This is a genomic window from Niveispirillum sp. GW835-FHT14G11 (genome assembly GCF_058793615.1).
Genome location: NZ_JBXAFZ010000009.1, coordinates 177594 through 201101 on the forward strand (window position 1 = coordinate 177594; position 23508 = coordinate 201101).

19 protein-coding genes and 2 tRNA genes are annotated in these 23508 nt (G+C 67.6%); 8 read left to right on the top strand and 13 right to left on the bottom strand.

Annotated elements, in window-relative coordinates; translation table 11 throughout:
* The first annotated feature begins 3 nt into the window (after positions 1–3).
* A complete protein-coding gene (locus tag AC1Q7F_RS17820; protein ID WP_492509266.1) occupies positions 4–756 on the top strand; it encodes a DUF695 domain-containing protein in 753 nt (250 codons plus the stop codon).
* A gap of 39 nt (positions 757–795) precedes the next feature.
* Here the strand turns inward: AC1Q7F_RS17820 and AC1Q7F_RS17825 are convergent, their stop codons facing one another.
* Positions 796–1581: a dioxygenase family protein gene (locus tag AC1Q7F_RS17825; RefSeq protein ID WP_492509268.1), complete on the bottom strand. Its 786-nt coding sequence runs from the start codon at positions 1579–1581 to the stop codon at positions 796–798.
* A 237-nt stretch (positions 1582–1818) separates the two neighbouring features.
* Positions 1819–1894 (bottom strand) — tRNA-Ile (locus tag AC1Q7F_RS17830).
* Between the two features lie 244 nt (positions 1895–2138).
* Here AC1Q7F_RS17830 and AC1Q7F_RS17835 point away from each other — a divergent pair.
* Entirely contained in the window at positions 2139–4112 is a 1974-nt protein-coding gene (locus AC1Q7F_RS17835) for a sensor histidine kinase (protein WP_492509270.1), read from the top strand.
* A gap of 110 nt (positions 4113–4222) precedes the next feature.
* Here the strand turns inward: AC1Q7F_RS17835 and AC1Q7F_RS17840 are convergent, their stop codons facing one another.
* The 7 genes from AC1Q7F_RS17840 to AC1Q7F_RS17870 all read right to left on the bottom strand — a co-directional run bounded on the left by AC1Q7F_RS17840 (position 4223) and on the right by AC1Q7F_RS17870 (position 9797).
* The gene (locus tag AC1Q7F_RS17840; RefSeq protein WP_492509272.1) at positions 4223–4639 is read right to left on the bottom strand and encodes an HRDC domain-containing protein; all 417 of its coding nucleotides are present in this window, start codon (positions 4637–4639) and stop codon (positions 4223–4225) included.
* A gap of 237 nt (positions 4640–4876) precedes the next feature.
* Positions 4877–5068, bottom strand: coding sequence for a helix-turn-helix transcriptional regulator (locus tag AC1Q7F_RS17845; protein WP_492509274.1), 192 nt, complete (start codon positions 5066–5068; stop codon positions 4877–4879).
* Between the two features lie 12 nt (positions 5069–5080).
* On the bottom strand, positions 5081–5461 hold the full coding sequence (locus tag AC1Q7F_RS17850; protein WP_492509276.1) for a hypothetical protein: 381 nt from the start codon (positions 5459–5461) through the stop codon (positions 5081–5083).
* A gap of 88 nt (positions 5462–5549) precedes the next feature.
* Positions 5550–7931, bottom strand: coding sequence for a penicillin acylase family protein (locus tag AC1Q7F_RS17855; protein WP_492509278.1), 2382 nt, complete (start codon positions 7929–7931; stop codon positions 5550–5552).
* Positions 7932–8060: 129 nt separating this feature from the next.
* A tRNA-Ala gene (locus tag AC1Q7F_RS17860) sits at positions 8061–8136 on the bottom strand.
* A gap of 143 nt (positions 8137–8279) precedes the next feature.
* Complete coding sequence (locus AC1Q7F_RS17865; protein ID WP_492509280.1) at positions 8280–9053, bottom strand: bactofilin family protein; 774 nt, start codon at positions 9051–9053, stop codon at positions 8280–8282.
* Positions 9054–9116: 63 nt separating this feature from the next.
* Positions 9117–9797: an EI24 domain-containing protein gene (locus tag AC1Q7F_RS17870; protein ID WP_492509282.1), complete on the bottom strand. Its 681-nt coding sequence runs from the start codon at positions 9795–9797 to the stop codon at positions 9117–9119.
* Positions 9798–9923: 126 nt separating this feature from the next.
* Between AC1Q7F_RS17870 and AC1Q7F_RS17875 the strand changes: the two genes are divergently transcribed.
* Positions 9924–10910: an adenosine kinase gene (locus tag AC1Q7F_RS17875; protein WP_492509284.1), complete on the top strand. Its 987-nt coding sequence runs from the start codon at positions 9924–9926 to the stop codon at positions 10908–10910.
* Between the two features lie 30 nt (positions 10911–10940).
* Here AC1Q7F_RS17875 and AC1Q7F_RS17880 read toward each other — a convergent pair whose 3' ends face one another.
* The gene (locus tag AC1Q7F_RS17880; protein WP_492509286.1) at positions 10941–11711 is read right to left on the bottom strand and encodes an ABC transporter ATP-binding protein; all 771 of its coding nucleotides are present in this window, start codon (positions 11709–11711) and stop codon (positions 10941–10943) included.
* An 89-nt stretch (positions 11712–11800) separates the two neighbouring features.
* Here AC1Q7F_RS17880 and AC1Q7F_RS17885 point away from each other — a divergent pair, with 89 nt between their 5' ends.
* The 4 genes from AC1Q7F_RS17885 to rfaE1 all read left to right on the top strand — a co-directional run bounded on the left by AC1Q7F_RS17885 (position 11801) and on the right by rfaE1 (position 16454).
* Entirely contained in the window at positions 11801–13126 is a 1326-nt protein-coding gene (locus AC1Q7F_RS17885; RefSeq protein ID WP_492509288.1) for an ActS/PrrB/RegB family redox-sensitive histidine kinase, read from the top strand.
* A 55-nt stretch (positions 13127–13181) separates the two neighbouring features.
* A complete protein-coding gene (locus tag AC1Q7F_RS17890; RefSeq protein ID WP_492509290.1) occupies positions 13182–13763 on the top strand; it encodes an ActR/PrrA/RegA family redox response regulator transcription factor in 582 nt (193 codons plus the stop codon).
* A gap of 300 nt (positions 13764–14063) precedes the next feature.
* Positions 14064–14936, top strand: a complete 873-nt coding sequence (locus AC1Q7F_RS17895; protein ID WP_492509292.1) for a hypothetical protein — start codon at positions 14064–14066, stop codon at positions 14934–14936.
* Between the two features lie 66 nt (positions 14937–15002).
* Complete coding sequence (rfaE1, locus tag AC1Q7F_RS17900; RefSeq protein ID WP_492509294.1) at positions 15003–16454, top strand: D-glycero-beta-D-manno-heptose-7-phosphate kinase; 1452 nt, start codon at positions 15003–15005, stop codon at positions 16452–16454.
* 52 nt (positions 16455–16506) lie between these two features.
* Here the strand turns inward: rfaE1 and AC1Q7F_RS17905 are convergent, their stop codons facing one another.
* The 3 genes from AC1Q7F_RS17905 to AC1Q7F_RS17915 form a co-directional block, all read right to left on the bottom strand.
* Entirely contained in the window at positions 16507–19560 is a 3054-nt protein-coding gene (locus AC1Q7F_RS17905) for a ligand-binding sensor domain-containing diguanylate cyclase (RefSeq protein WP_492509296.1), read from the bottom strand.
* Positions 19561–19629: 69 nt separating this feature from the next.
* A complete protein-coding gene (locus AC1Q7F_RS17910; RefSeq protein ID WP_492509298.1) occupies positions 19630–20274 on the bottom strand; it encodes a LysE family translocator in 645 nt (214 codons plus the stop codon).
* A complete protein-coding gene (locus tag AC1Q7F_RS17915; RefSeq protein WP_492509300.1) occupies positions 20271–22565 on the bottom strand; it encodes a mechanosensitive ion channel domain-containing protein in 2295 nt (764 codons plus the stop codon). The genes AC1Q7F_RS17910 and AC1Q7F_RS17915 overlap by 4 nt, the downstream gene beginning before the upstream one ends.
* A gap of 204 nt (positions 22566–22769) precedes the next feature.
* Here AC1Q7F_RS17915 and AC1Q7F_RS17920 point away from each other — a divergent pair, with 204 nt between their 5' ends.
* Positions 22770–23432, top strand: coding sequence for a sulfite oxidase-like oxidoreductase (locus AC1Q7F_RS17920; RefSeq protein ID WP_492509302.1), 663 nt, complete (start codon positions 22770–22772; stop codon positions 23430–23432).
* Positions 23433–23508: the final 76 nt, after the last annotated feature.

Below are 23508 nucleotides of genomic sequence, written 5' to 3' on the forward strand. Positions count from 1 at the left end.
GTGATGTCGGATCGCTGGAACTTCTACAGCCTGCATGTCGATGACCAGCCCGCCTCTATCATGCTGGACATGGGCATCGCGGCTGACGCGCCCGTGCCAGGGTTCCCGATCCTGGGCCTTGTTGATGTCGTGATGCGACAGCCGCGTCCTGACGGCCTGTCCAGCCAGGAGGAGTTCGAGGCGCTGTGCGCCATCGGTGATGCCCTGTCGGCCGCGGCGGCACAGGCGGGCATGCTGTATGTCGGCCGCCTGACCAGCGATGGACGCCGCTGCTTCTATTTCCACATGAAGGAAGTCAAACGCCTGCTGCTGCTTCGGGACAGGGCCTGGTTCGACAGATGGGCCCAGGGCGTGATGGCCGCGTTTCCATCCTATGAATTCACTGTGCGCAGCCGGCCCGACCCGCAATGGCTGACCTATCGCGACTTCCTCTACCCTGACGCGCGCGATCAGCAGCGGATGGCGGACCGTGATCTGGTCGAACAGTTGGTCAAGAACGGGGACCATCCCGACCAGCCCCGTTCCATCGACCACCGTGCCTATTTCCCCACGCCCGCTGCCCGCGACGCCTTTGCCAAGGCGGTTGTGGAGCAGGGATGGGCCATCGCGGGGATGCATGATGACGCGGGCGACGTCGCCCTGGACTTCGTCCGGATCGATGCGCCGGACAAGATGAGCGAGGTCTCCATCGCCCTGATGGAACTGGCCGCGGCGCATGGCGGCGACTATGACGGTTGGGGCTGCGAGGTCGTTTGAGGAGCATCCGGGCATGATGCCGCCGGCCTTTTCAGCCCCTCAATCAAACGCGAAGGCGTCCATGGCCAGGATGGCGCGGTCGGTGCTGCTGTGCAGCAACCGGGCCGGGCGGCCCGGCGTGGCGGTGCCCAGGGCGGTGTAGAGCGGCCAGAGATGTTCGGGCGTGGGATGGTTGCGCTTCGCCTCTGGCGCCAGGCGTTCCCAGGCCAGCAGATCGTCGGTCCGCCCCTCCAGCAGCGCCCGGCGCATCCAGTCGGCAAAGACCGTCACCCAGGCCGGCGACGGGGCCGCCGGGTCCTGGCCGCGGAATTCATAAAGATTGTGGCTGAAGCTGCCCGATCCCAGCACCAGCACCCCTTCATCGCGCAAGGGGCGCAGGGCGGCCCCGACGGCGGCGTGATGGGCTGCATCCAGATGCGGCTGCACCGACAGCTGGGTGACAGGGATGTCGGCCGCCGGCCAGGCCAGGGTCAGCGGCGTCCAGGCGCCATGGTCCAGGCCGCGATCGGGGCTGTAGGCCACCTCCAGACCGGCCTGGGCCAGCAGGGCGCCCGCCCGCTCCGCCAGGGCCGGTGCGCCGGGGGCGGGATATTGCATGGCGAACAAGGCCGGCGGGAAGCCCCGGAAGTCGTGGATGGTCGCGGGCTGCGCTGCCAGCGACAAGGCGGGCCGGGGCGTCTCCCAATGGGCAGAGACGGCCAGGATGGCCGTGGGGCGCTCCAGCAGGCCGGAAAGCCCCTTCAGGAAACGGTGGGCGGGGGCCTCGGGCTCCAGTGCCAGCAGGGGGGAGCCGTGGGAGATGAAGATACCGGGCAGGGATGCCATGGCGGAGGCCGATCTCGCGGTTGCGAAGGAACAAGGCTTGCAGATGGGCATGCGGGCTGATCAGGCAAAGACCCCGAGCGGTTTTCGGGGCATCCGAAAACCGCTGCGGCAGCGACGGCCGTTGCGCCGCGCGTGCGGCATAAGTCAATCCACCGGATGGTGGCGCCCGGCGCCTGCGGGAACACCACAATGCAAAAAGCCGGCTGGAAGCCGGCTTTTTAGCGCATCAAGAAGGGATGGTGGGCGCGGGTGGAATCGAACCACCGACCTCTCGCTTATCAGGCGAGTGCTCTAACCCCTGAGCTACGCGCCCTTCTTGTGGAGCGCGGTGATAGAGGGGTGTGGGCCGGGTGTCAAGCGCTTTCGTTCCAAAAAAATATTGCCCCGCCCGTGGCACCGGTGGCCGTGGGATTCCCCATCGCCACCCAGGGCTGTCGCGTTGCCCGCCCTGCCCCTTTGGTGATAACACTGTCAGCAGGATGGGGATCGGGGCCAAGGCCCTTGCAGGCCAAGCATTTCAGGCAACCTTGGCTTCAATGCGGACAAAGGCGGGGCAGGTGGCTTTCAAGCGGTGGCGGATGGTGCTGGCAGAGGCGGCGCATGCGGACCGCATGCTGGTGCTTGCCCTGCTGGCCGGCGTCCTCCTGGGGGGTGTGCTGCTCTGGTCGCATGCCAGCGACCGCGTCCGCGCCTTCGAAACGGCGCTGGGTGGGCAGATTCGCACCCGTGCTGGCGCCCTGGACATGCAGATGCGGGTCGCCGTCGGTCATCTGGAGGCACTGCGTCAGCGCGCGGAGTTCTTCTATGCCGAATATCCGGCACCCGACGATGTGCCGCAGACCAACCTGCTGACCGCCTTTCTGGCCAGCAATGTCCGCAATGATCCGCAGCGCGGCTTCTCGCTGGACCGGCTGCCCCCGCCCTATCTGCTGGACCAGATCGGCAATGTCGTGGCTCTGCCGCTGGCGGCGCTGGGTACCGATACCCACTTGTCGCGCCCCGATGATGCTGGCTGGCGGCAGGAGGCGGCGATGGCGGTGCAACTGCTGCCGCTGATGGCCGTGACGCAGAAGGTGGTGCCGGACACGCGGCGCCTGATCTATGCCTCGCTGTCGGGTATGGTGGCCGTCCATCCCTGGGTGGAAAGCTGGCAGGTGGATATGCTGCCCCTGGCCGGCACCCTGCCTGCCTTCGTCAACGCGGGCCCCCAAGCCAATCCCGAAGGCAAGCCGGTCTGGACCTTGATGGGACCTGCCGGCGACCTGCCGGGCAGCGCCATGCTGGCTTTGCCCCTGACGCTTCAGGGCCGCTATGCGGGTGCGATCGCCATTGATTTGCCCATTACCGGCCTGCGCAGCGTGCTGGGCGCCGTCACGCGCACCAATTCCATGCTGCTGCTGGTGGATGCCAAGGGCGATGTGATCACCGGCAGCGGGCAACGTACCGATCAGCCCTTGCCGCGCAATGTGGCGGACCTGATCCCCGGCGGTGCGATGGCGGAAGGCACGCTGCGCCACGGCATCCTGGACAATCATGTCGTCTCCGTGCCGCTGAAACAGGCGCCCTGGCGCGTCATCTATATCGCACCGTCCGGCGCCTCGCTGCTGCCGCTGCTGACCGACGTGCTGATCTCCGTGGCGGGTTTCCTGGCGGCGGTGCTGGTGGTGGTGTTCGTGGCGCGGCGACTGATGCTGCGGGCGCTCGCCGTGCGCGACACGGCGGCGCTGGCGGAGCGGGAGGCCCGCGATGCGGCGGAAAGGGCGCTGACCGACCTGCGTGCCGCCCATGACGAGCTGGATTTCCTGAACCGGGAGAAGACGCGTTTCTTCTCGCTGATCTCCCACGATCTGCGCGGGCCGTTCAATTCCATGCTGGGCATGACCCAGGAGCTGGCCGACCACGCGCCCAAGATGAAGCCGGACGAGGTGGCGGACTTCGCCCGCTCCGTGCATGAGATGGCGCGCAAGGTTTTTGAGCTGCTGGAGAACCTGCTGCAATGGTCGCGGGTGCAGATGTCGGGCACGCCGTTCGCGCCCGCCCTCTTCCCCATGCGCGAGGTGGTGAGCGACGCCATCCGCGATGTGGCGTCGGCGGCCCAGGGCAAGGAGATCACCATCCTGGATGCGGTCGGCGACCGCTGGGTCCTGGCCGACCGGACCATGATCCTGGCGGTGCTGCGCAATCTGCTGATGAATGCGGTGAAATTCAGTCACCAGGGGGGCGTCGTGCATGTCACCAGCCGGGCCCTGGGCGACCGCCTGGAAGTGGCGGTGACCGACAAGGGTGTGGGCATGGAGCCCGCTCAGCTGGCCCTGGCGCTGCGCGGCGGGCCCAAGGCCAGCCGGCCGGGCACCCAGGGGGAGACCGGAACCGGCCTGGGTCTGACCCTGGTGCGCGATCTGGTGCTGCGCCATGGCGGCGAGTTGAAGCTGGAAAGCACGCCGGGCCGCGGCACCATCGCCAGCTTCACGGTGCCGCTGTCCACCGATCCGGCCGAAACCCGCCGCCTGATGGCGCGGGCGGCGGATTGAGAGCATGGCGGATTGAGTAGAATCACTACTTTATCCGCCTCCCCGGCGAAGGCCAGGAGAGAAGATCCTATCCAGCCCTGACGAACCCGAAAAGAAGACGCATCGACGTCTTACCCCGTCAGCTCTTCCATGGTCTGGCGCACGACGGCGACGATGGCGGCGCCATGCTTCTGGGTATTCTCACCCAGGCTGGAGGCGATGACCGACAGTTCCACCTCCGTCGTGGGGGCGAAGCGTGCCACTTCCGCCAGCAACTGGTTGCTGATCACCTCATCGCGGCCGATGCCCTGGGTGCGGGCCACGTCGCCGCGCCAGATGTTCAGCGCCTCCTGGATGGCCGATTCGATCTGTGCCTGCTCCTCCCGCCGGCGCAGGTCGCGGAAATGGACCATCACCCGCCAGCCGCCCTCGGCATAGGCCGTGTCGATCCGTTCCACCTCCACCGTGCGCAGGAAGTTGGCGATCCGTTGCTCATCCTCCTCGGCGGCGGCGTCCCGGATGGAGAAGGTGCGAAGTTCGAGATTCATGCTAGTCACCGCCGCTGTTGACCCTGCTATCCGCCCCGGCCCATGCCCGTCAGGGCCGGAAGCCCTTGTGAACATACTATAACCTGCTGGCGCGGCACGGGCACCTCTCTTCCGTATATGATGTTCCCTCACTCGCCGGGCGCCGCCGTCCGGCGGCTTGGCTACGCGGCACGTGCCGCGCGGCGGCAGTCGCCGCCGTACCGGTTACCGATGAGCCCTGCTCATCGGTAACCGGCATCAATCCTCCTGGAAGATCGCCTCGATCGGCTGGCCGAACAGCTTGGCGATGGCGAAGGCCAGTGGCAGGCTGGGGTCGTAGCGGCCATTCTCCAGCGCGTTCACCGTCTGGCGCGAGACGGCCAACTTGTCGGCCAGATCGCCCTGGGACCAGCCGCGTTCGGCACGCAGGTCCTTCAACCGGTTCTTCATGGCGGTGCCCTTTCAGCGATAGCGTCGGCAGGCCAGCACATAGCCCAGCACCCACAGGACGTTCATCAGCGGCAGGACGGCGAACATCGACAGCCGGGGCAGCCCCTGCCCCTCCAGGAAGCCGTAGGAGAAGGTGATCAGCGCCGTCATGGTGAAGCCGAAGGCCAGCCCCTCGAACTGCATGCGGCGCTGCATCTCATCCAGGCTGCGGATATGGCGCATGATCACCCAGACGGTGGCGATGCCCGGCAGCATCGGCAGCAGGGCCGCCGGGATCAGCAGGGCGTCGGGGATCCAGCCCCATTTCTCCGCCTTGTTCACCGCCACCAGGACCAGGGCATAGGCCGTCAGGCTGGCCAGCAATTCCATCACATAGCGTCGCGCGTTACCCATCATTCCCTCCATATGTAAAGTGTGCTTTCCATATGGAGGGTGCGGGGCAATCTGTCAAGGGTACTTTACATGGAAAGCAAACTTTCCATCAATCGCTGGGCTGCAGGGTCAAGGTCCAACGCGCGGGGCCCGGCAGGAAGGGGGTGGGCCGGCCCTGGGCCCAGTCATCGTGGCCCAGCAGGTAATAGGGGGAGAGCGGGTGGCCGCTCTGGCTGCCCGGCATGTGGAAATAGGCCTCATCCTCATGCCCGGGGGAGACGGCGAAGCGCTGGCTGGCACCGAATCCGGGTCCCTGGACGCGGGGCATCATGGTGTCACCGGGCAGAGGGTGCTGCGGCGGATCGGTCAGCCAGCCCACAGGTGCCAGGATGCGGGCCAGGGGATGATGGATCTGGGGAATGTTGCGCGCCCCCCAGGTGAAGGATGCAGGCCCGCCGGCGTCGGTCACCTGCCCCGCCACCTCCACCAGGGCGGCATCGATCAGCGCGTCCCAGTCCTTGAAGCCGGGGGGTACCAGCCCCGCCGGCCGTTCGGTCAGCAGGCGGCGCAGGGGGGCCTCCTGCTGTGACGCCGTGCGGTTGCGCGCCTGGGGGTCTTCCAGGCCCAGATAGGCGCTGTAGAGCTTCTGTGACACCGATGTGCGGAAAGCGCGGACCATGCGGTAACCGCTGCTTTCCACCGCGGCCCGCCCGCCCCAGTCGCGCACAAACGGGGACAGGCCGGCAAGGGCGCCATCGCCCGAACGCGCTGCCAGCGCCGCCAGCATCTGCACCTGCCAGAATTCCAGGGTCAGGCCGCGATCATCCAGCTGGATGGAAAGCATGTCGGCCGGCGTGAAACGGTCCCGCGCCAGCAGCCCGTCGCGGATCTGCCCCTGGCGGGCACCCATGTCGTAACCGCCGTCACCCAGCTTGTCATAGGCCTCCCCGCCCACTACGCGGGCATTGGCGGTCCAGATGCGGTGATGGTCGGGATTGCGGATCACCGGCACCTGATCGGCCGGCAGCATGCCGGTCCAGCCGCGCGTCCCGTCGGCCCAGCTGGCGGGCAGGCTGCCATCATGGCCGAACCGGGCCGGCACGGCGCCGATCACCGTCCAGGCGACATTGCCGGCCGCGTCGCCCACCACCAGGTTCTGCTGCGGCTGGCGCGCGGCATGGGCGACCGTGATGGCCGCATCGACGCTGTTCGCCCGCTCCAGCCCCAGCAGGCCGGCCAGGTTGATGGCGTCGGGTTCATGTCCCGTCCAGCGCACGGCGATCTTCGTCCCGTCGGACAGCGTGTCCACCACGGGGCCCCAGATGCTTTCCTCCACCACCAGATCCTGGCAGTCGGTCCAGGCGGGGCAGAGGCGTTCTGTCACCTTGGACAGGGCCTTGGGTCCGTCGGGGGTCTTGTACTGGCCGGGCGCGCCCTCCACCGGTTCCAGGATCACGGCGTCGGCCGTGTCGATATAGGAATTGGTATAGCCCCAGGCGATCTTGCCGTTGCTGCCCGCCACCAGGGCCGGCGTGCCCGGCAGGGTGACGCCAGTGGCATCCATCGCGTCGGTCCCGGTGATGCGCAGCCGGGCGCGGTACCAGGTGCCGGGGACGGCGATGCCCAGATGCATGTCGTCGGCCACCAGGGCGGCACCATTCTGGGTCAACGCCCCGCCCACAGCCCAGGAATTGCTGCCCAGGGTGGGGCCGGGATCGGGATCGATCCTGGCGGCCCTGGCCGGTGCCGGCTTGGCCAGACCGATGGGCATCGGCGGTTCCGGGAAGGTGGACCCGTCGATGGCGGCGTCCAGTTTGGTGCCGCGCGGATAGAGGAAGGCCGCCATCTCCGGCCCCAGCCGTTCCAGGGCCTGAGCGCGGATACGCTCGCCCAGCGCATCCTCGTCCTGCAAATCCAGATACATGGCATAGGCGGCCAGGATGGTGTCCTCCGCCTTCCAGGGCTGGGGGGTGGCCATCAGCAGGCTATATTCGAACGGGCGCCCGCCCAGGGTCGCCAGGCCCTGGTTGACCCCGTCGACATAGGCGTCCAGCACCTGCTTCTGGTCGGCCGGTGCCGCGGCGACCAGCTGTGCCGCACGGTGGCGCAGGCGGTGGACGCGGCGGCTGCGGTCCAGGTCCAGGATGGGACCGATGGGGCCCAGCAGACCCGACAATTCCCCCGCCGCCGCCCGGCGGATCAGGTCCATCTGGAAGAAACGTTCCTGGGCATGCAGGAAACCCAGGGCATGGGCCAGGTCGGCGCGGCTGCCCCCTTCCAGTGTGGGCACGCCCTGGGCGTCGCGCGTCACGGAAACGGGTGCCATCAGCCCCTTCAGGGCCAGGGTGCCCTCCAGCGTTGGCTTGGACAGGGCCAGGTTGACCGTGAAGGCACCCGCCCCCAGCACCAAAAGCCCGCCGATGCCAACCACGCCATATCCCAGCGCCTGGCCCCAGCCAAAGCCCCGCCGTCGGTTCCGCCTGCGCGCCAAGATGCCCCCCGCCCATTGTGATTGGACGGCCAGTTTCCCTTTTGGGAAGGTGGGGCGCAAGGGGGGTGTCGGGTAACCAGGCCCGGAAACAACAAAGGCCCCGCTGTTTCCAGCGGAGCCTTTGTGATTTGGTGGAGCCAAGCGGGATCGAACCGCTGACCTCTACAATGCCATTGTAGCGCTCTCCCAGCTGAGCTATGGCCCCGAAACTGTTGCGCAACCGTCTGGGTGACCGGCGCGGTGGGCGGCTTTATGGACAAACTGCGCGACGGATGCAAGCCCCTTGATCACCGGTCAAGGCAGGGCAGGCATGCCATGCGCCGATCACCCCTCAAGCCGCAAGACCGGTCAGCCGACCGCTTCCTCGTCCGCCGGGGCGGGGCTGTCGATAGGGGCGGGGGCATCGGCGGCAACCACCGGGGCCGGGGTGGCCGGCGTGGTGTCGGCGCCGGCGCCCAGCACCTGGATGGTGCCGGACAGCTGCCCGCCATTTTCCACTTCCAGCGTGCCGTAGCGGATATTGCCGGTGATGCGGCCCGTGGCGCGGACCTTCAGGGTATTGCGCACGGTGATGTCGCCCTCGAACCGGCCGCCGATATCGGCCTCGTCGATCTCCACCGAGCCCTTGAACAGGCCGGTATCGGCGATTTCCACGACATGGCCGTCGCGCAGCTTGGCTTCCACCGTGCCTTCCACCACCAGCACGTCACAGGCGGCGATCTCCCCCGACAGGCTGATGTCGCGGCCGACGATCAGCTTGCGCATCTCCGTCGTGGCGGGGCTGTTGCCCTCCACACCCGTGGGCGCCACGCGCTTTGGCGGGCTGTTGGGGATGTCGACGACGCGGCGCGGGATCTCCGTCTTGAGCGACGGGGCGGCAGAGGAAAGCGGGCCGCCGGGCTGGGTGGAGAAGGGCGTGTTCATCGTCGTCCTCAAGCTGGTTTCGGAACCGGTTTCGGCGCTGGGTTCAGCGGTGGGAATGGGTTTTGTCTCGACCGCCGCCGGCTCTGCCGGGCCGGGCCCGGCGGCGGTCGCCGTATCCGCCGGGGGTGCGGGGGGCACCGGCGGCTGGGGCGGGGTGGGCGTGGCCGGGGCCACGGGCGGTCTCTGGCGTCGGAACATGTCTTCGTGCCCCCAATGTCTCATCGGCTAAAGCGGGGTGTCGGCCCATGCCCAGGGGCCGCTTCAGGCGGGCGGGGCGGCCGGCAACTCATGGCGCATCCCTTCGACAAGGTGCGCCATGAAGGCCGCCGCCAGCACGGGCACCAGCAGATTGACGAGAGGAAGCGACGAAAGAAAGGCGATAATGATGCCTGCCACAAAAAGACCCGTTCGCTTCTCATTTCGCAGCAGCCGCACCCCCAACGGGTTAAGCCGGCGTACCGCCACCAGCTCGAAATATTCCCGGCCGACCAGATAGCCATTGACCAGGAACCAGACGAACAGGTTGACCACGGGGATGAAATAGAAGGGCAGGGCCAGCAGGTTCAACGCCAGCACCAGACCCAGGAACTTCAGCGTTTCCCAAAAGGACCGCCAGGCCGGGACGCGGCGCGGCGGCGGCAGGTGGGGATAGTGCCGGCGTTCCACCGCATCGACGATGCTGTCCAGCATGGTGGCCGAGACGGCGACCATCACGGCCGGGAACATCAGCCAGGCCAGCGCCAGGGCGGCCAGCCCGCCCAGCAGGTCGATGCCCGTTTCCACCCAGCCGATATCGAACAGCGCCGTATGGGTCAGCAGCCAGCCGAAGCCGGTCAGCAGACCGATGAACAGGGCGACGGTACCCAGGGCCGACCAGATCAGCACGCGGGTGAAGGACGGGTCGGGCAATTGCCCGATGGCGCGCACCAGATGCCCGATCATGCCGTCTCCCCTGTTCACCCGCACCCATGCGCGGGCCCGGTGCATATGGGGATGCATGCGCACTTGCCGCAAGACGCGGTCTGCCTATACTCCGCGCCAATTCTGACGTTGTTGTGGAGGCCATTCGTGGCGGCAGTTTATGATGTGGTGGGTCTGGGCAACGCGATCGTCGACGTGATCGCCAAGGCCGATGAGGAATTCCTGACCGCCAATGGCCTGGTGAAGAACGCCATGCGCCTGATCAGCGCGGACGAGGCCGACGCGCTTTACGCCAAGATGGGTCCGGGCCTGGAAATGTCCGGCGGTTCGGCCGGCAACACCATGGCGGCGCTGGCATCGCTGGGTGGCAAGGGCGTGTTCGTGGGCAAGGTCGCCCATGACCAGCTGGGCAAGGTCTATCGCCACGACATCCGTGCGGCCGGCGTCGTGTTCGACACACCTGATCTGATGGAGGGCAAGCCCACCGGTTCCTGCCTGATCCTGGTGACGCCCGACGGCCACCGCACCATGAACACCTTCCTGGGGGCGTGCCTGGACCTGACGCCCGACGATATCGACGAAGGCGTCATCAAGGATTCCAAGGTCGTCTATATGGAAGGCTATCTGTGGGACCCGCCGGCCGCCAAGCAGGCCTTTCTGAAGGCCGCGGCGCTGGCGCATGCGGCCGGCCGCAAGGTCGCCCTGTCGCTGTCCGACCCGTTCTGCGTGAACCGCCACCTGGAAAGCTTCCAGGATCTGGTGAAGAACCATGTCGATATCCTGTTCGCGAACGAGAGCGAGATTGTCGCGCTGTTCGGCGGTGATTTCGACAGCGCCGCCGCCCAGGCCCGCGCCCATGTCGAGGTTGCTGTCCTGACGCGCGGTGAAGAGGGGGCGACCGTCCTGGTGGGCGACAAGACCTATTCGGTTCCGGCGGAGAAGGTGGCGAAGGTGGTGGATACCACCGGTGCCGGCGATCTGTTCGCCGCCGGCTTCCTCTATGGCTACACCCAGGGCCGCGACCCGGCCGACTGCGCCCGTCTGGGGGCCATCTGCGCGGGTGAGATCATCGGCCATTACGGCGCCCGGTCGGAAGTGAACCTGGCCGAACTGGTGGCGTCCAAGGGTCTGTGATCGGAAGGGGCGGGTTCGTTCGGGCCCGCCCTATTCCACCGTTTCCGCCTGTCGCCGGTCGCGCGCGATGTCGAGGAACACTTCCTCCAGATCGGTGCGGCCATAGCGGGCCAGCAGGTCGGCGGGTGTGCCGCGGTCGACGATGCGGCCGCCCTTCATCATCAGCACCCCGTCGCACAGCCGCTCCACCTCACCCATATTGTGGCTGGCCAGCAGGATGGTGGCGCCGGTGCGGGACCGGTAGCGTTCCAGGAAGCCCCGCACCCAGTCGGCGGTGTCGGGGTCCAGGCTGGCCGTCGGTTCGTCCAGCAGCAGCAGTTCCGGATCGTTCAGCAACGCCTTGGCCAGGGCCACGCGCGTCTTCTGCCCCGCCGACAGGTTGCCCGACGGGCGGGCCAGGATGCGGGTCAGGTCCAGTTCCTCCGCGATCCGGTCGATCCGGTCCTTCAGATGGGTCAGGCCATAGAGATGGCCATAGACCGTCAAATTCTCCCGCACGGTCAGCCGGTGCGGCAGATCAACATAGGGGCTGGAGAAATTCATGCGCGGCAGGACGCGATAGCGTTCGGTGGCCATGTCATGGCCCAGCACCCGCACCACCCCGTCGGTGGGCAGCAGCAGGCCCAGCAGGATGGAGATGGTGGTGGTCTTGCCGGCCCCATTGCCGCCCAGCAGCGCCACGGTCCCGCCGGCCGGCACCTCGAAGCTGATGGCGTCCAGCGCGGTATGCGCGTCGAACCTCTTGGTCAGCGTCTCGACATGGATGGCGGGCGGGGCAGGGCGACTGGCATCTAAGGGCATGGGAACGGCTTGTGGTCTTTCTCTGTGCGGGGACCTAGATTGCTGCGAATCCCCAGCGGATGCTTAATATGTGATCATGGGATAAAGGCATGAGCGAGGCAATCCCCAACAGTTCCAGCAGCATGGCGCCTCGCCCCGGCCCCGCCCTGGCCGCGGCGGAGGGGCGGGTCAGCGCCCGCACCTTGATCACCATCCGCTGGATCGCGGTGGCGGGGCAGTTCGCGACCCTGACCACGGTGATGACCCTGTTCGAATTCGAACTGGCGCTGGCGCATGCGCTGGCCGGGGTCGCGGTCTCCGTCCTGGTCAATCTCTATGCCGCCCGCCGGCTGGCGGCCCATCCATTCCTGGATGACCGGGAGGCCGCGCTTTATCTGGCCTATGACATGGTGCAGCTGACGGTGCTACTTTATCTGACGGGCGGGTTGGACAATCCGTTCGCGGTGCTGATGCTGGCGCCGCTGACCGTGGCGGCCAGTGCCTTGGGCCGCACGGCTGTCAGCGTGCTGACGGCACTGGCCGTCTGCTGCTTCTCCGGTCTGGCGCTGGTGGCCACCCCCTTGCCCTGGCCGGGGGCGGAGCCCGCAGGTTTGCCGGCGCTGTACCGGTTCGGAGTGTGGGCGGCGCTGACCCTGTCGGCCGGGTTCATCGCGGCTTACCTGTATCAGGTCGCGGACGGGGCGCGGCGCCTGTCGGGTGCCCTGAATGCCAGCCAGGATGCCCTGGCCCGCGCCCAGCGGGCATCGGCCGTGGGTGCCCTGGCGGCGGCCGCGGCGCATGAGTTGGGCAGCCCGCTGGGCACCATCGCGGTGGTGGCCAAGGAACTGGCCCGCGATACGCCGCCCGACAGCCCCATCGCCGAGGATGTCGCGCTGCTGCAAAGCCAGGTGGCGCGCTGCCGTGACATCCTGGCCGAACTGTCGCGCCGGCCGGGCGACCGGGGTGGGGCCGAACCCATCGTGCCGCTGGCAGCCCTGATCGAGACGGTGGCCGCCCCTTACGTCCGCCATGGCATCGCGCTGGTGATCGACACGGTGGCGGAGCCGGAGGATGGCGCGCCGCAGGTGCAGTCGGTACCGGAAATGGTCCACGGTCTGGCCAACATTCTTCAGAACGCCATGCAGTTCGCGGCCGGCCAGGTGACGGTGACGGCCGACTGGACGGCGCCGGGGCTGACCCTGACGGTGCAGGATGACGGGCCCGGCTATCCGGCGACGCTGGTCGGCCGCTTGGGCGAACCCTATGTCAGCGGACGCAACCCGGCGGCGCGGGAAGCGGCGGGCAATATGGGCCTGGGCCTGTTCATCGCCCAAACCCTGCTGGAACGGTCGGGCGCATCCGTTCGCTATATGAATGGCAGGGCTGGCGGGGCGATGGTCGTCATTCGCTGGAAACACCCCACATTCACCGTGTAGAAACCTTTTCATCATTAAGAAGTAAGCCCAGTCGAACGATAAGGGACCCTGGACCATGACGGACGCGGCGCTGGATACCGGCGAACAGCCGAAACTGACCTTCACGGGCGATGCCTCGCGCTCGCTGCTGATCGTGGATGATGACGCGCCCTTCCGCATCCGCCTGGCCCGTGCCATGGAACGTCGCGGCTTTGACGTGGTGGCCGTGGACAGCGTCAATCTGGGGATCGAGGTGGCGCATGAAAGCGCGCCGCGCTTCGCCGTGGTCGATCTGCGGCTGGGCGATGGGTCCGGCCTGGATGTGGTGAAGGCGCTGCGCGACGCCCGGCCCGAGGCCCGCGTCGTCATGCTGACCGGATACGGCAATATCGCCACCGCCGTGGCGGCCGTGAAGTTCGGTGCCGTCGATTACCTGCCCAAGCCGGCCGATGCCGATGCGGTGGAGGCAGCCTTGCTGACCGACGGCCCCCTGCCGCCGCCGCCGGAAAGCCCGATGTCGGCCGATCGCGTCCGCTGGGAACATATCCAGCGGGTGTTCGAACAGTGCGACCGCAATGTTTCGGAAACGGCGCGCCGGCTGAAGATGCATCGCCGCACATTGCAGCGCATCCTGAACAAGCATGCGCCCAAGGCGTAAAGCGTTCCGCGTGTCTTTACTGGTCACGGGAAAGTCACAGGTGGCTATAGTTCAATAGACACCAAAAGCAGATCCGGTCACGACTTTATCACAGACCCGCCGCAGACCTTCTGCGGCGGGTTTTGTTATGGTGCTGCCGCCTTCACCATTTGTATATGTCTTGATAGTCAATAAGTTGATAGTCATAAAGTTACTTATGTTTTTGAGCAGGACGATGCTACGGTCGCCCCTGAAGCCGGCAGCCAGGAGCGCCAGGAGACGCCCCGGTGCCGGTGACAGACCAGCGAACGGAGCCTTACAATGCCGACGAACAATATTGCAGCGCAAGACGCCCCCTATCCCCCCATCAGCACCACCAACCCGATCATCGAGGGCGGTGAAGGCGATGACCATCTGCTGGGCACCGCCTCGGGTGACATCATGATCGGCCATGCCGGCAACGACACGCTTGCCGGCGGCAATGGGTTCGACATCCTGACCGGCGGCGCCGGCAATGACTGGCTGCACGGTGCGGCGGGCACCGACGTTGCCGTCTATCGCGGTGCCTTGACTGATTACGACTTCCAGGTGGTGGGCGGCACGGTCACCCACATCACCGATCTGCGTGAAGGCTCGCCCGACGGGTCCGACCAGTTGACGGGGACCGAGGTGCTGGTTTTCGGCAAGGAGGCCTATTTCGCCTCCTTCATTACTGGTCTCTCGGCCCCGACGCCGCAGGCGGCGCGGGTCGAAGGGGCTGCCAGCGTGCAGGTCAGCGTCAGTGCCAGCGCCAATGGCTGGCTGCTGGATAAGCAATTCTACCTGGAACAGAATCTCGACGTGGCGGCCGCTGTCTCCCGTGGGGAGACCACGGCGGAGGCCCATTGGGAAGCCTTCGGTCAATTCGAGGGAAGGGCACCCAACGCCCTGTTCGATGCTGATTACTATCTGGCCACCAATGCCGACCTGAAGGCGGCCTTCGGCGCGGATGGCAAGGCGGCGTTGAGCCACTGGCTGGCCTATGGCCTGGAGGAAGGCCGCGATGCCAGCGCCCTGTTCAGCAGCGAGGCCTATCTGGCGGCCAACCTGGACGTGGCGGTCAGCAGCTTCACCGCGGTGGAGCATTTCCTGCTCCATGGCCATGGCGAGGGCCGGGCGGCTATCGTCGATACCGCGTGGCTGGGTCTGGCGTGAACTACTGGCGGCGGGGAGGGGGCTCGCGCTATCCTGCGGGTTCCCTCCTCTTTCGCCTGTTGCTTGATGTCCGACCTTCACAGCCTGATCGACGCGCTCGGCCGTACCCGCATCCTGGTGGTGGGGGACGTCATGCTCGACCGGTTCACCCATGGCCGCGTCGACCGCGTCTCGCCCGAAGCTCCCATCCCCGTGCTGCGCGTGCTGTCGGAAACGGCGATGCCGGGCGGGGCCGGGAATGTTGTTGCCAATCTGGCTGCCCTGGGCGCGTCAGCTGACCTTGTCTCCATCATCGGGAATGATGCGGCGGGGTGCGAACTCGCGGCACTGGTGGCGGGACAGACAGGCAAGGCCGACGGGCTGTTGACCGTCACGGGCCGCCCCACCACCACCAAGACCCGTTTCATCGCTGGTGGCCAGCAATTGCTGCGCGCCGATGGGGAGACGGATACGCCGCTGGGCGATGGGGATGGCGCGCGTCTATTGGCGGCCGTGGCCGACCGGCTGCCGGGGACCGGCGTACTGGTGCTGTCCGATTATGGCAAGGGCGTGCTGACGGCCGACATCGTGGCCGCCCTGATCGATCTGGGACATGCCGCCGGTGTGCGGGTGCTGGTCGATCCCAAAGGCCGCGATTATGGCCGCTATCGCGGCGCTTTCTGTGTCACCCCCAATGGCCGCGAGCTGGCGGAGGCCACGGGCATGGCGGCGCGCGACGATGCCGGCGTGGCGGCCGCGGCCCGCGCGCTGGCCGCCGATTGCGGCATTGCCAACATCGTCGCCACCCGCGCCGAACAGGGCATGAGCGTGGTGCCCGCCGACGGCCCACCGACCCATCTGCGCGCCCAGGCGCGGGAGGTGTTTGACGTGTCGGGCGCCGGCGACACGGTGATGGCCGTGCTGGCCGCTGCCATCGCGGCCGGGGCCAGTCTGACGGAAGCCGCCAGCCTAGCCAATATCGCCGCCGGCATCGTGGTGGCCAAGGTCGGTACGGCCACGGTGCGGCCGGGCGAACTGCATGACGCGGCCAGTCTGGCGCTCGTCGCCGGGCCGGGGGCCAAGCGCATGCCCATGGCCAGGGCGGTGGAGCAGGTGGAGCGCTGGCGCCGCCAGGGCCTGCGTATCGGCTTCACCAATGGCTGTTTCGACCTGCTGCATCCGGGCCATGTCAGCCTGATCGCCCAGGCGCGTGCCGCCTGTGACCGGCTGGTACTGGGCCTGAACAGTGACGACAGCGTGCGCCGCCTGAAGGGCCCAACCCGGCCCGTGCAGAACGAGGCATCGCGCGCCACGGTGCTGTCGGCGCTGGGCGATGTGGATCTGGTGGTGATCTTCGATGATGACACGCCGCTGGCGTTGATCCAGGTGCTGCGCCCCGACATTCTGGTCAAGGGGGCCGATTACAGCGTGGAGAATGTCGTGGGCGCGACGGAGGTCATGGGCTGGGGCGGTCGCGTCGTGCTGGCGACGCTGACCGAGGGCCAGAGCACGACGGGCACTATCGCGCGGATGAAATAGGGGGTTTCGCATTCCCCTGTGTCGTCGGCCCCGACGCGGCGTGACGCCGCGATCAAGCGGTACCGGCGGCCACCATCACCTTGTCGCGCCCGCCATGCTTGGCGGCATAGAGCGCCTGGTCGGCCCGGTGCAGCAGGCTGTCCAGGTTCTCGCCCGGCCCGCGCCAGCCGGCCACGCCGATGCTGGCCGTCACCCGTACCTCCTTGCCGTCCAGCAGGGTGGGCGTGGCGGCGAAATCCCGACGCAGGCGCTCGGCCATGCCAGCGGCCCCGGTCAGGTCCGTCTCCGGCAGCAGCAGCACCAGTTCCTCCCCGCCGAAACGGGCGGCCAAGTCGGTGGCGCGCACCGACGCCGACAGCACGCTGGCGGCGGTGCGGATGACGGCATCGCCCATGCGATGTCCGTATGTGTCATTGACCCGCTTGAAATGGTCCAGGTCGATCAGCAGCAGCGACAGGGGCCGTCCATGGCGGGCCGCCCGCTGTTGCTCGATGGCGGCCAGTTCCAGGAAGCGGCGGCGGTTCAACAGGCCCGTCATCGGATCGGTGCTGGCCAGCACGTCCAGGCGGCTGTTGGCGGCCATCAGGTCACGGGTGCGCTCCGCCACCTCAGCCTCCAGCTTGCGGCGCTGGTGCGACAGAGCGGCGGTGCGCATCTGCACCACGCCTAGCATGGCCAGCAACAGGGCCGCCGCGCCGCCGATGCGGGCGGCCAGGGTCTCATACCAGAGCGGGGCCACGGTGACAGGCAGCGACAGCGTGGCCGCCGGCGCCTCCTGCCCAGCCAGCAGCGCCTCCACCCGCAACACATAGCGGCCAGCGGGCAGGTTGGTATAGCTGGCGCCGGGGCTGCGCTGCGGGCTGTCCAGCCAGGCCTGGTCGAACCCGTCCAGCCGGTGGCGATAGCGCAGCTCCACCCCCGGCCGGTAATCCAGCAGGGCGAAATCCAGGGCGATGGTGCGTTGCGATGCGGACAATTGCAGATCGGCGCCCGGTTGCGGCAGGTGGCCCGGCGGCAATGGCTGATGGTTGATGGACAGGCCGGTGATGGCGAGCGGGGCCGGCGACGGCCGGGCTGCGTCCGCGTCGGGGTCCAGGATGCCCAGCCCGCCCAAGCCCCCCAGCAACAGCTTGCCCCCCGGTCCCCAATTCATGGCGCGCAAGGTGTAGAATTTCAGGCTGGCCCCGTCCCGGTCGCCCAGCAGGGTGAAGCGGCTGTCCTGCGGGTCCAACCGGCCGATGCGCGAGGGTGTGGTGAACCAGACGCGACCGTTGGGGTCCACGCCCACGCCGCCAATATTGTCGTGCGGCAGGCCGTTGCGGCGGCGCATGGCGCGGAAACGCGGCTTGGCCGACAGATCCTCCACGTCCGTCACCACCAGCCCGCCGCCGGCCGTGGACAGCCACAGCCGCCCGTGCCCGTCCTCCGCCGCGCCGGTGATATAGCCATGCGACAGGGCGTCGGGGTCACCGGCATGGGGCAGGTGGTTGTGGAACCCGCCGCGCCCGTCCGACACGGACAGACCGCCCGCCGTGCCCACCACGATCCGCCCGTCGGTCAGCAGGGTCAGGGACCGGACATTGTCATTGACCAGGCTGCGCGGATCGGCCGGATCGTGGCGGAAGGTGCGGCATTCGCCCGTGACCGGGCTGTACCGGGTCAGCCCCTCGAAACTGCCGGCCAGCACCTCCCCCCGCACCACGATCATGACATTCAGCACCTGCCCGTCCAGGCAGGGCACGGCCGACGGGGTGATGGCCAGGTTGTCGGGATCGATGGCGACCACCCCACGGCCAGCCGCCAGCATCCGGCCATCGGGCAGGGGTTGTACCGACCGCACGTCGCGGCCATTATGCGGTGGCGGCAGGCGCAGGCGGTGAACCTGTCGGGCCGGCAGGTCCAGCACATCGACATCGCCATTGGCCAGGCCCAGCCAGACGCGCGACCTTTCGTCGGCAAAGGTCGAAAATACCTCCGGATTGCTCAGGGCCAGGGGTGACAGCGGTGTGGCCGGCACCACCCGCAGCCGTTCGGCATAGGGATCGTATCGTTCCAGCCCTTGGTCGCTGGACAGCCAGACATTGCCCGTGCTGTCGATCAGCATGGCGCGCAGCCGGTCGCCATTCAGACTGCTGGGCAGGACCGGGTCGTGGCGGACATGGCGCAACCGGCCGCTGTCAGGGTCCAGGATGACCAGGCCGGCACCATCGGAGGCGAACCAGATGCCGCGTCCCGGCACTTCCCCCACGGCGCGGATCGTCCGCCGCCCGGCCATGCCGTCCGGTCCCGTCAGGCCGGGTACGGCATGGGCGGTGCCATCGGGCGCCAGCCAGGCGGCGCCGCTGTCGCCGGACCCGATCCACAGGCGGCCCTTGCCGTCGCGGTGCAAGGTCCAGATTTCCCCCGCAATGGTGGGGCCGGCGGGTCCGTCAGGGGTGACGCGGGCAAAAACCTTCTGGCCAGGCGCGCGGCGCATCAGGCCGCCGACCCCGCCCACCCACAGGGTGCCGTCCCCATCCTCCATCACGCTGAACAGCTTGTCGTTCAACGCCCGGCCCGCCCGATCCAGCAGCGGCACGGGTCGCATCGCATTGTCGGCGGCGCGCCACAAGAACAACCCGTCATCGGTGGCGACCCAGGCGGCATCGCCGCCCGCGTCGCGGGCCGGGGCCAGGGCATAGATGCGGGTGCCGCGCGCATCGGGCGGGGTCAGGCGCTGGAAAAGGTCGGTGCCGGGATCATAGCGGGCCAGACCCGCCGCCCCCATGCCCACCAGCATGCCGCCATCCGACAAGGGCAGCAGGGCGCGGACATAGGTGTCGGGCAGGCTGCCCGGCTGGTCCGGATCGCTCTCCCATTGCCGCATGCGATAGCCGTCATAGCGGGCAAGGCCGGCGAAAGTGCCGATCCAGATCAGCCCGGCCTTGTCCTGAGCCACGGCGCTGACCGTGTCGTGCGGCAACCCGTCGGCCACGGTCAGATCGTTGAAGGACAGGACCGGGAAATCACCCCAGGGCTCCGGCTCCGCCGCCGCGGCGTGCAGCGGCAGGACCAGGAACAGAAGCCGGATCAGCAATCCGGCGCGCGCGGAGGGGCGTGGCAGCATGGGAGCGGCGTTCCGTGGCGTTCGCGGCCACTATGCCGTGTGTTGGGGCGGCGGGGAAGGGTGCTTCCCTTAAAGCGATGCCATTGCCAGCAGGAGCCCCGCCCCGATCAGCAGGCCGCCCGTCATCCGGTTCAACCAGGTTTGCGCCACCGGCCCCGTCAGGCGCAGGGCCAGCCCCTTGCCGCCCACGGCATAGGTCATGATCCAGCCGAACTCGATCACCAGCATGCCCACCACCAGGATGGTCAGCTGTGGCGCCATGGCCCGGCCGGGATCGATGAATTGCGGGAAGAAGGCGGCCATGAAGATCAGGGCCTTGGGGTTGGACAGCGTGATCAGCAGCCCTTGGCCCAGCAGGTCCAGCTGTCCCCGCCGGTCGGGTCCGGCCTTCACGGCGGCACGCACCGCTTCCCCCTCTTCGCGGATGGGCGCGCGCCAGGCCTGGATGCCCAGCCAGGTGAGATAGGCCACGCCGGCCCATTTGAAGATGGCGAAGGCCATTGGCGCCGTCTTCAGCAGCACGCCCACGCCCAGGGCCGACAAACCCGCCAGCAGGCCCAGCGACAGGCACATGCCGATCCCGCCCCAGGCGGCCCCCACCAGCCCGTGGCGCATACCCATCGACAGGGCGGACAGCATGTTGGGGCCCGGCGTGGCCGACAGGAAGAAACAGGTGGTCAGGAAGATGACCAGCGTCTGGATGGATATCATCATGCGTCCGTCTTGATGGCGCCCTCCACCGCCCCCGTCAGGGGGGCAGCCGAGGCGCCGGGACTGATATGCAGCACCTGCTGCGGGAAGGGAATGGTGATGCCTTCGACGTCGAAGCGCTTCTTCATGCGGCGGTTGAACTCGCGACCCACGGCCCATTGCTGGCCGGCGCGGGTCTTGATGCGGCCCTTGATCAGCACGGCGCTGTCCTGGAACGCATCCACGCCCGCGATCTCCACCGGTCCCAGGATGCTGGCGCCATAGTCGGACTCGGCCTGCATCTGCGCCCCCACCTCCTTCAGCACATCCACCACCCTGTCGGTATCCACGGCGTAATCGACCGTCACGTTCAGCACATAGAAGCTGAAATCCTTCGTGCTGTTGGTGACCGTGGTCACGGAGCTGAAGGGAATGGTATGGACCGCCCCGTCATAGCCGCGCAGCCGGATGGACCGGATCGACATGGCCTCCACCCCGCCTGACAATCCAGCCACGGTGATGACGTCACCCACGCTGATCGTATCCTCGATCAGCATGAACAGGCCGGTGATCACGTCCTTGACCAGGGTCTGGGCACCGAAGCCCACGGCCAGGCCGATGACGCCGGCACCGGCCAGCAGTGGCGCGATATTGACCCCGAATTCCGACAGCACGATCAGCCCCGCCAGGGTAACCAGCAGGATGGTGAGCGCATTGCGTATCAATGGCAGCAGCGTGCGCATGCGTGCACTGCGCTGCAGCCGCATACCCTGATCGTCGGTGGCATTCAGGTAGCGCAGGATGGCGCCGTTCACCATTTCCCAGATTACCAGCGCCAGGGTCAGCACGATCACGATCGTGACGGAACTGGACGCCACCCGCTGGCCCAGATCTGACCCCAGCCAGGACAGGGCGTCGGTCCCCCAGGCCTGCAACAGCAGCAGGATGGTGAAGATGCCCAGCAGCCCCTGGCCGATCCGGCGCAGGACGGGGAGATAGCGGTTGGCCCGCTCCTCCAGCCCCGGATAGGCCAAGCGGACATCGTCTGGCACCTTCAGCCCCCGGTCCACCAGCTGGTTCAGGGCTTCGGACAGCAGGCGGGAGACGATCAGGATGGCGCCGGTGACCAGGGTGGCGCGTAGCACGAAGTCGAACCCGCCCGCGATCTCCAGCGCCCAGATCAGGTAGACGGCCCCCAGATAGAGGATGGCCAGGATGTGCCAGACATCGGCCAGCCGTTGACGCACCAGCGACAAGGCGGCGTGGCGGCGGGCCTGGGCCGTGGTGGGGGCGGGCGGGACAAGCGGTTCATCCCCCGATGCCTCGCCGGACAGGACGGCGCGCAGCGCCTCGTCCTGGTCGTCGGGCTTGGATTCCGGACGGCCGCGCAGGGCCAGGGCCACCGGCTCGCGGTTCTGCAGGACCAGCACGATCAGCATGGCCGTGACCAGCAGCCCCACCAGCTTCAGCCAGGCGGAATGCGGCGTGGCGGGCAGACCCAGCACCCGCATCGCCTCCCCGATGAAATAACCGTACACGCCGATGATGGTGATGCGGCGGATCCAGATCAGCAGGTACTGGGCCGTCTCATCCCCCAGCCGGGCCAGCCGCAGCGCCGGTGTGTGCGGTGACAGCAGCACACGGCTGGCCACCAGCACGCCCTGCACGATCAGGCTGGCATTCAGGATGATCAGCGAGGCCACCCGCACCGTGCGCGGTGCGTCCGTCCCCGACAGCAGGCCGAAACCGACCAGCGCGAAGGCCCCCATGGGCAGCAGGTCCAGCACCAGCCGGGCCAGCAGCAGCGCCAGCTTGGATAGCAGCCCGCCCGGCGCCCTGGCCCCCAGGCTCCGACGCGGACGCGACAGCAGCCAGATCATGGAGAAGCGCGCGGCATAGCCGCCGCCGATGATCAGCGCCAGATGCAGGGCCAGCAGGCCCCAGGCATCGCGCCGGGCCGGGTCGGTCATCTGCTGGTTCAACCAGCGCAGCGCGCGCGGCGTGTCGATGACGGCGCGGCTGGCGGCGGCCACCTGCTGGCTGAACAGGTCGATGCGGTCGGACAGCGTGTCCAGCACCCGGCTGCCCATGGTTTCCGGTTCCGCCGGCGTATCCGCAGCCTTTAGCGCCTTCAGCTGCGCCAGCAGCGCGTCGCGCTTGGCCGGGTCCTCCAGCGTGGTGATCAACTGATCGACCTCGGCGGCGCTGGACTGTTCCGCCGGCGGGGTGGTCTGGGCGAACGCTGGATGCGCGGATAGCAGTGCCAGCGTGAACAGCAGGCTGGACAGCAGAAGGCGGATGGGGCGGGTGGGCATGGGCGGTCGGGCCTGGCTTCCGGTGACGGTGCAGAACGTCCAACGCACTGGACGCGCTGTCGGATCAATGCTCAAGCGCCACCATAGCAATCCTGGTGCGTCATGCCACGGGTGTTGGTCCATGTCATCAACGCCCCTCGCCCCCGGCACGCCCGCACGCTATGTAAGGGACAAAGCAATCCAAGAGACCAACGGACCGATATCATGGCCCCCGCCGACACGCCCGAGAACCCGCCCAATGCCAAGCTTGTGGTGACCAAGCAGAAATGGGCCGAGGAAGGCCGCCTGATGACCGGTGCGGCCGCCCCCCGCGCCGACCGCCTGCCGCCGGGTCAACGGGAGGTGAAGAACTGGCCCGTGCTGGATTTGGGCATCCAGCCGGAGATCGATCTTGCGCAATGGGAACTGACCATCGACGGGCTGGTGGAGAACCCCACCACCTGGGGCTGGGCGCAGTTCAAGAACCAGCCACCTTTTACCGATGTGTCGGACATCCACTGCGTCACGGCTTGGTCGCGCTACGACAATCACTGGGAAGGCGTGTCTGCCAAACATATCCTGGAGGTGGTGAAGCCGCTGCCCGAGGCGAAGCACATCCTCTTCCATTCCTATGACGGCTACACGACCAATGTGGCCCTGTCGGTGTTCGATGATGCGGACGTTCTGCTGGCCCACGGCTGGGAAGGCAAGCCGATCACCACTGAACATGGCGGGCCGGTGCGCGTGATCATCCCGAAATTCTATTTCTGGAAATCGGCTAAATGGGTGAACCGCATCGAGTTCGTGGCCGATGACCGGCCGGGATTCTGGGAAGAACGCGGGTACCACAATGAAGGCGATCCCTGGACCGAACAGCGCTACAGCTGAGGCGGGGTAGCCGATTCGATCCGTTGCCAGAACGGGCCGCTGCGCTTATATTTGGGAAGGTTGCCGGGGCGCGCTA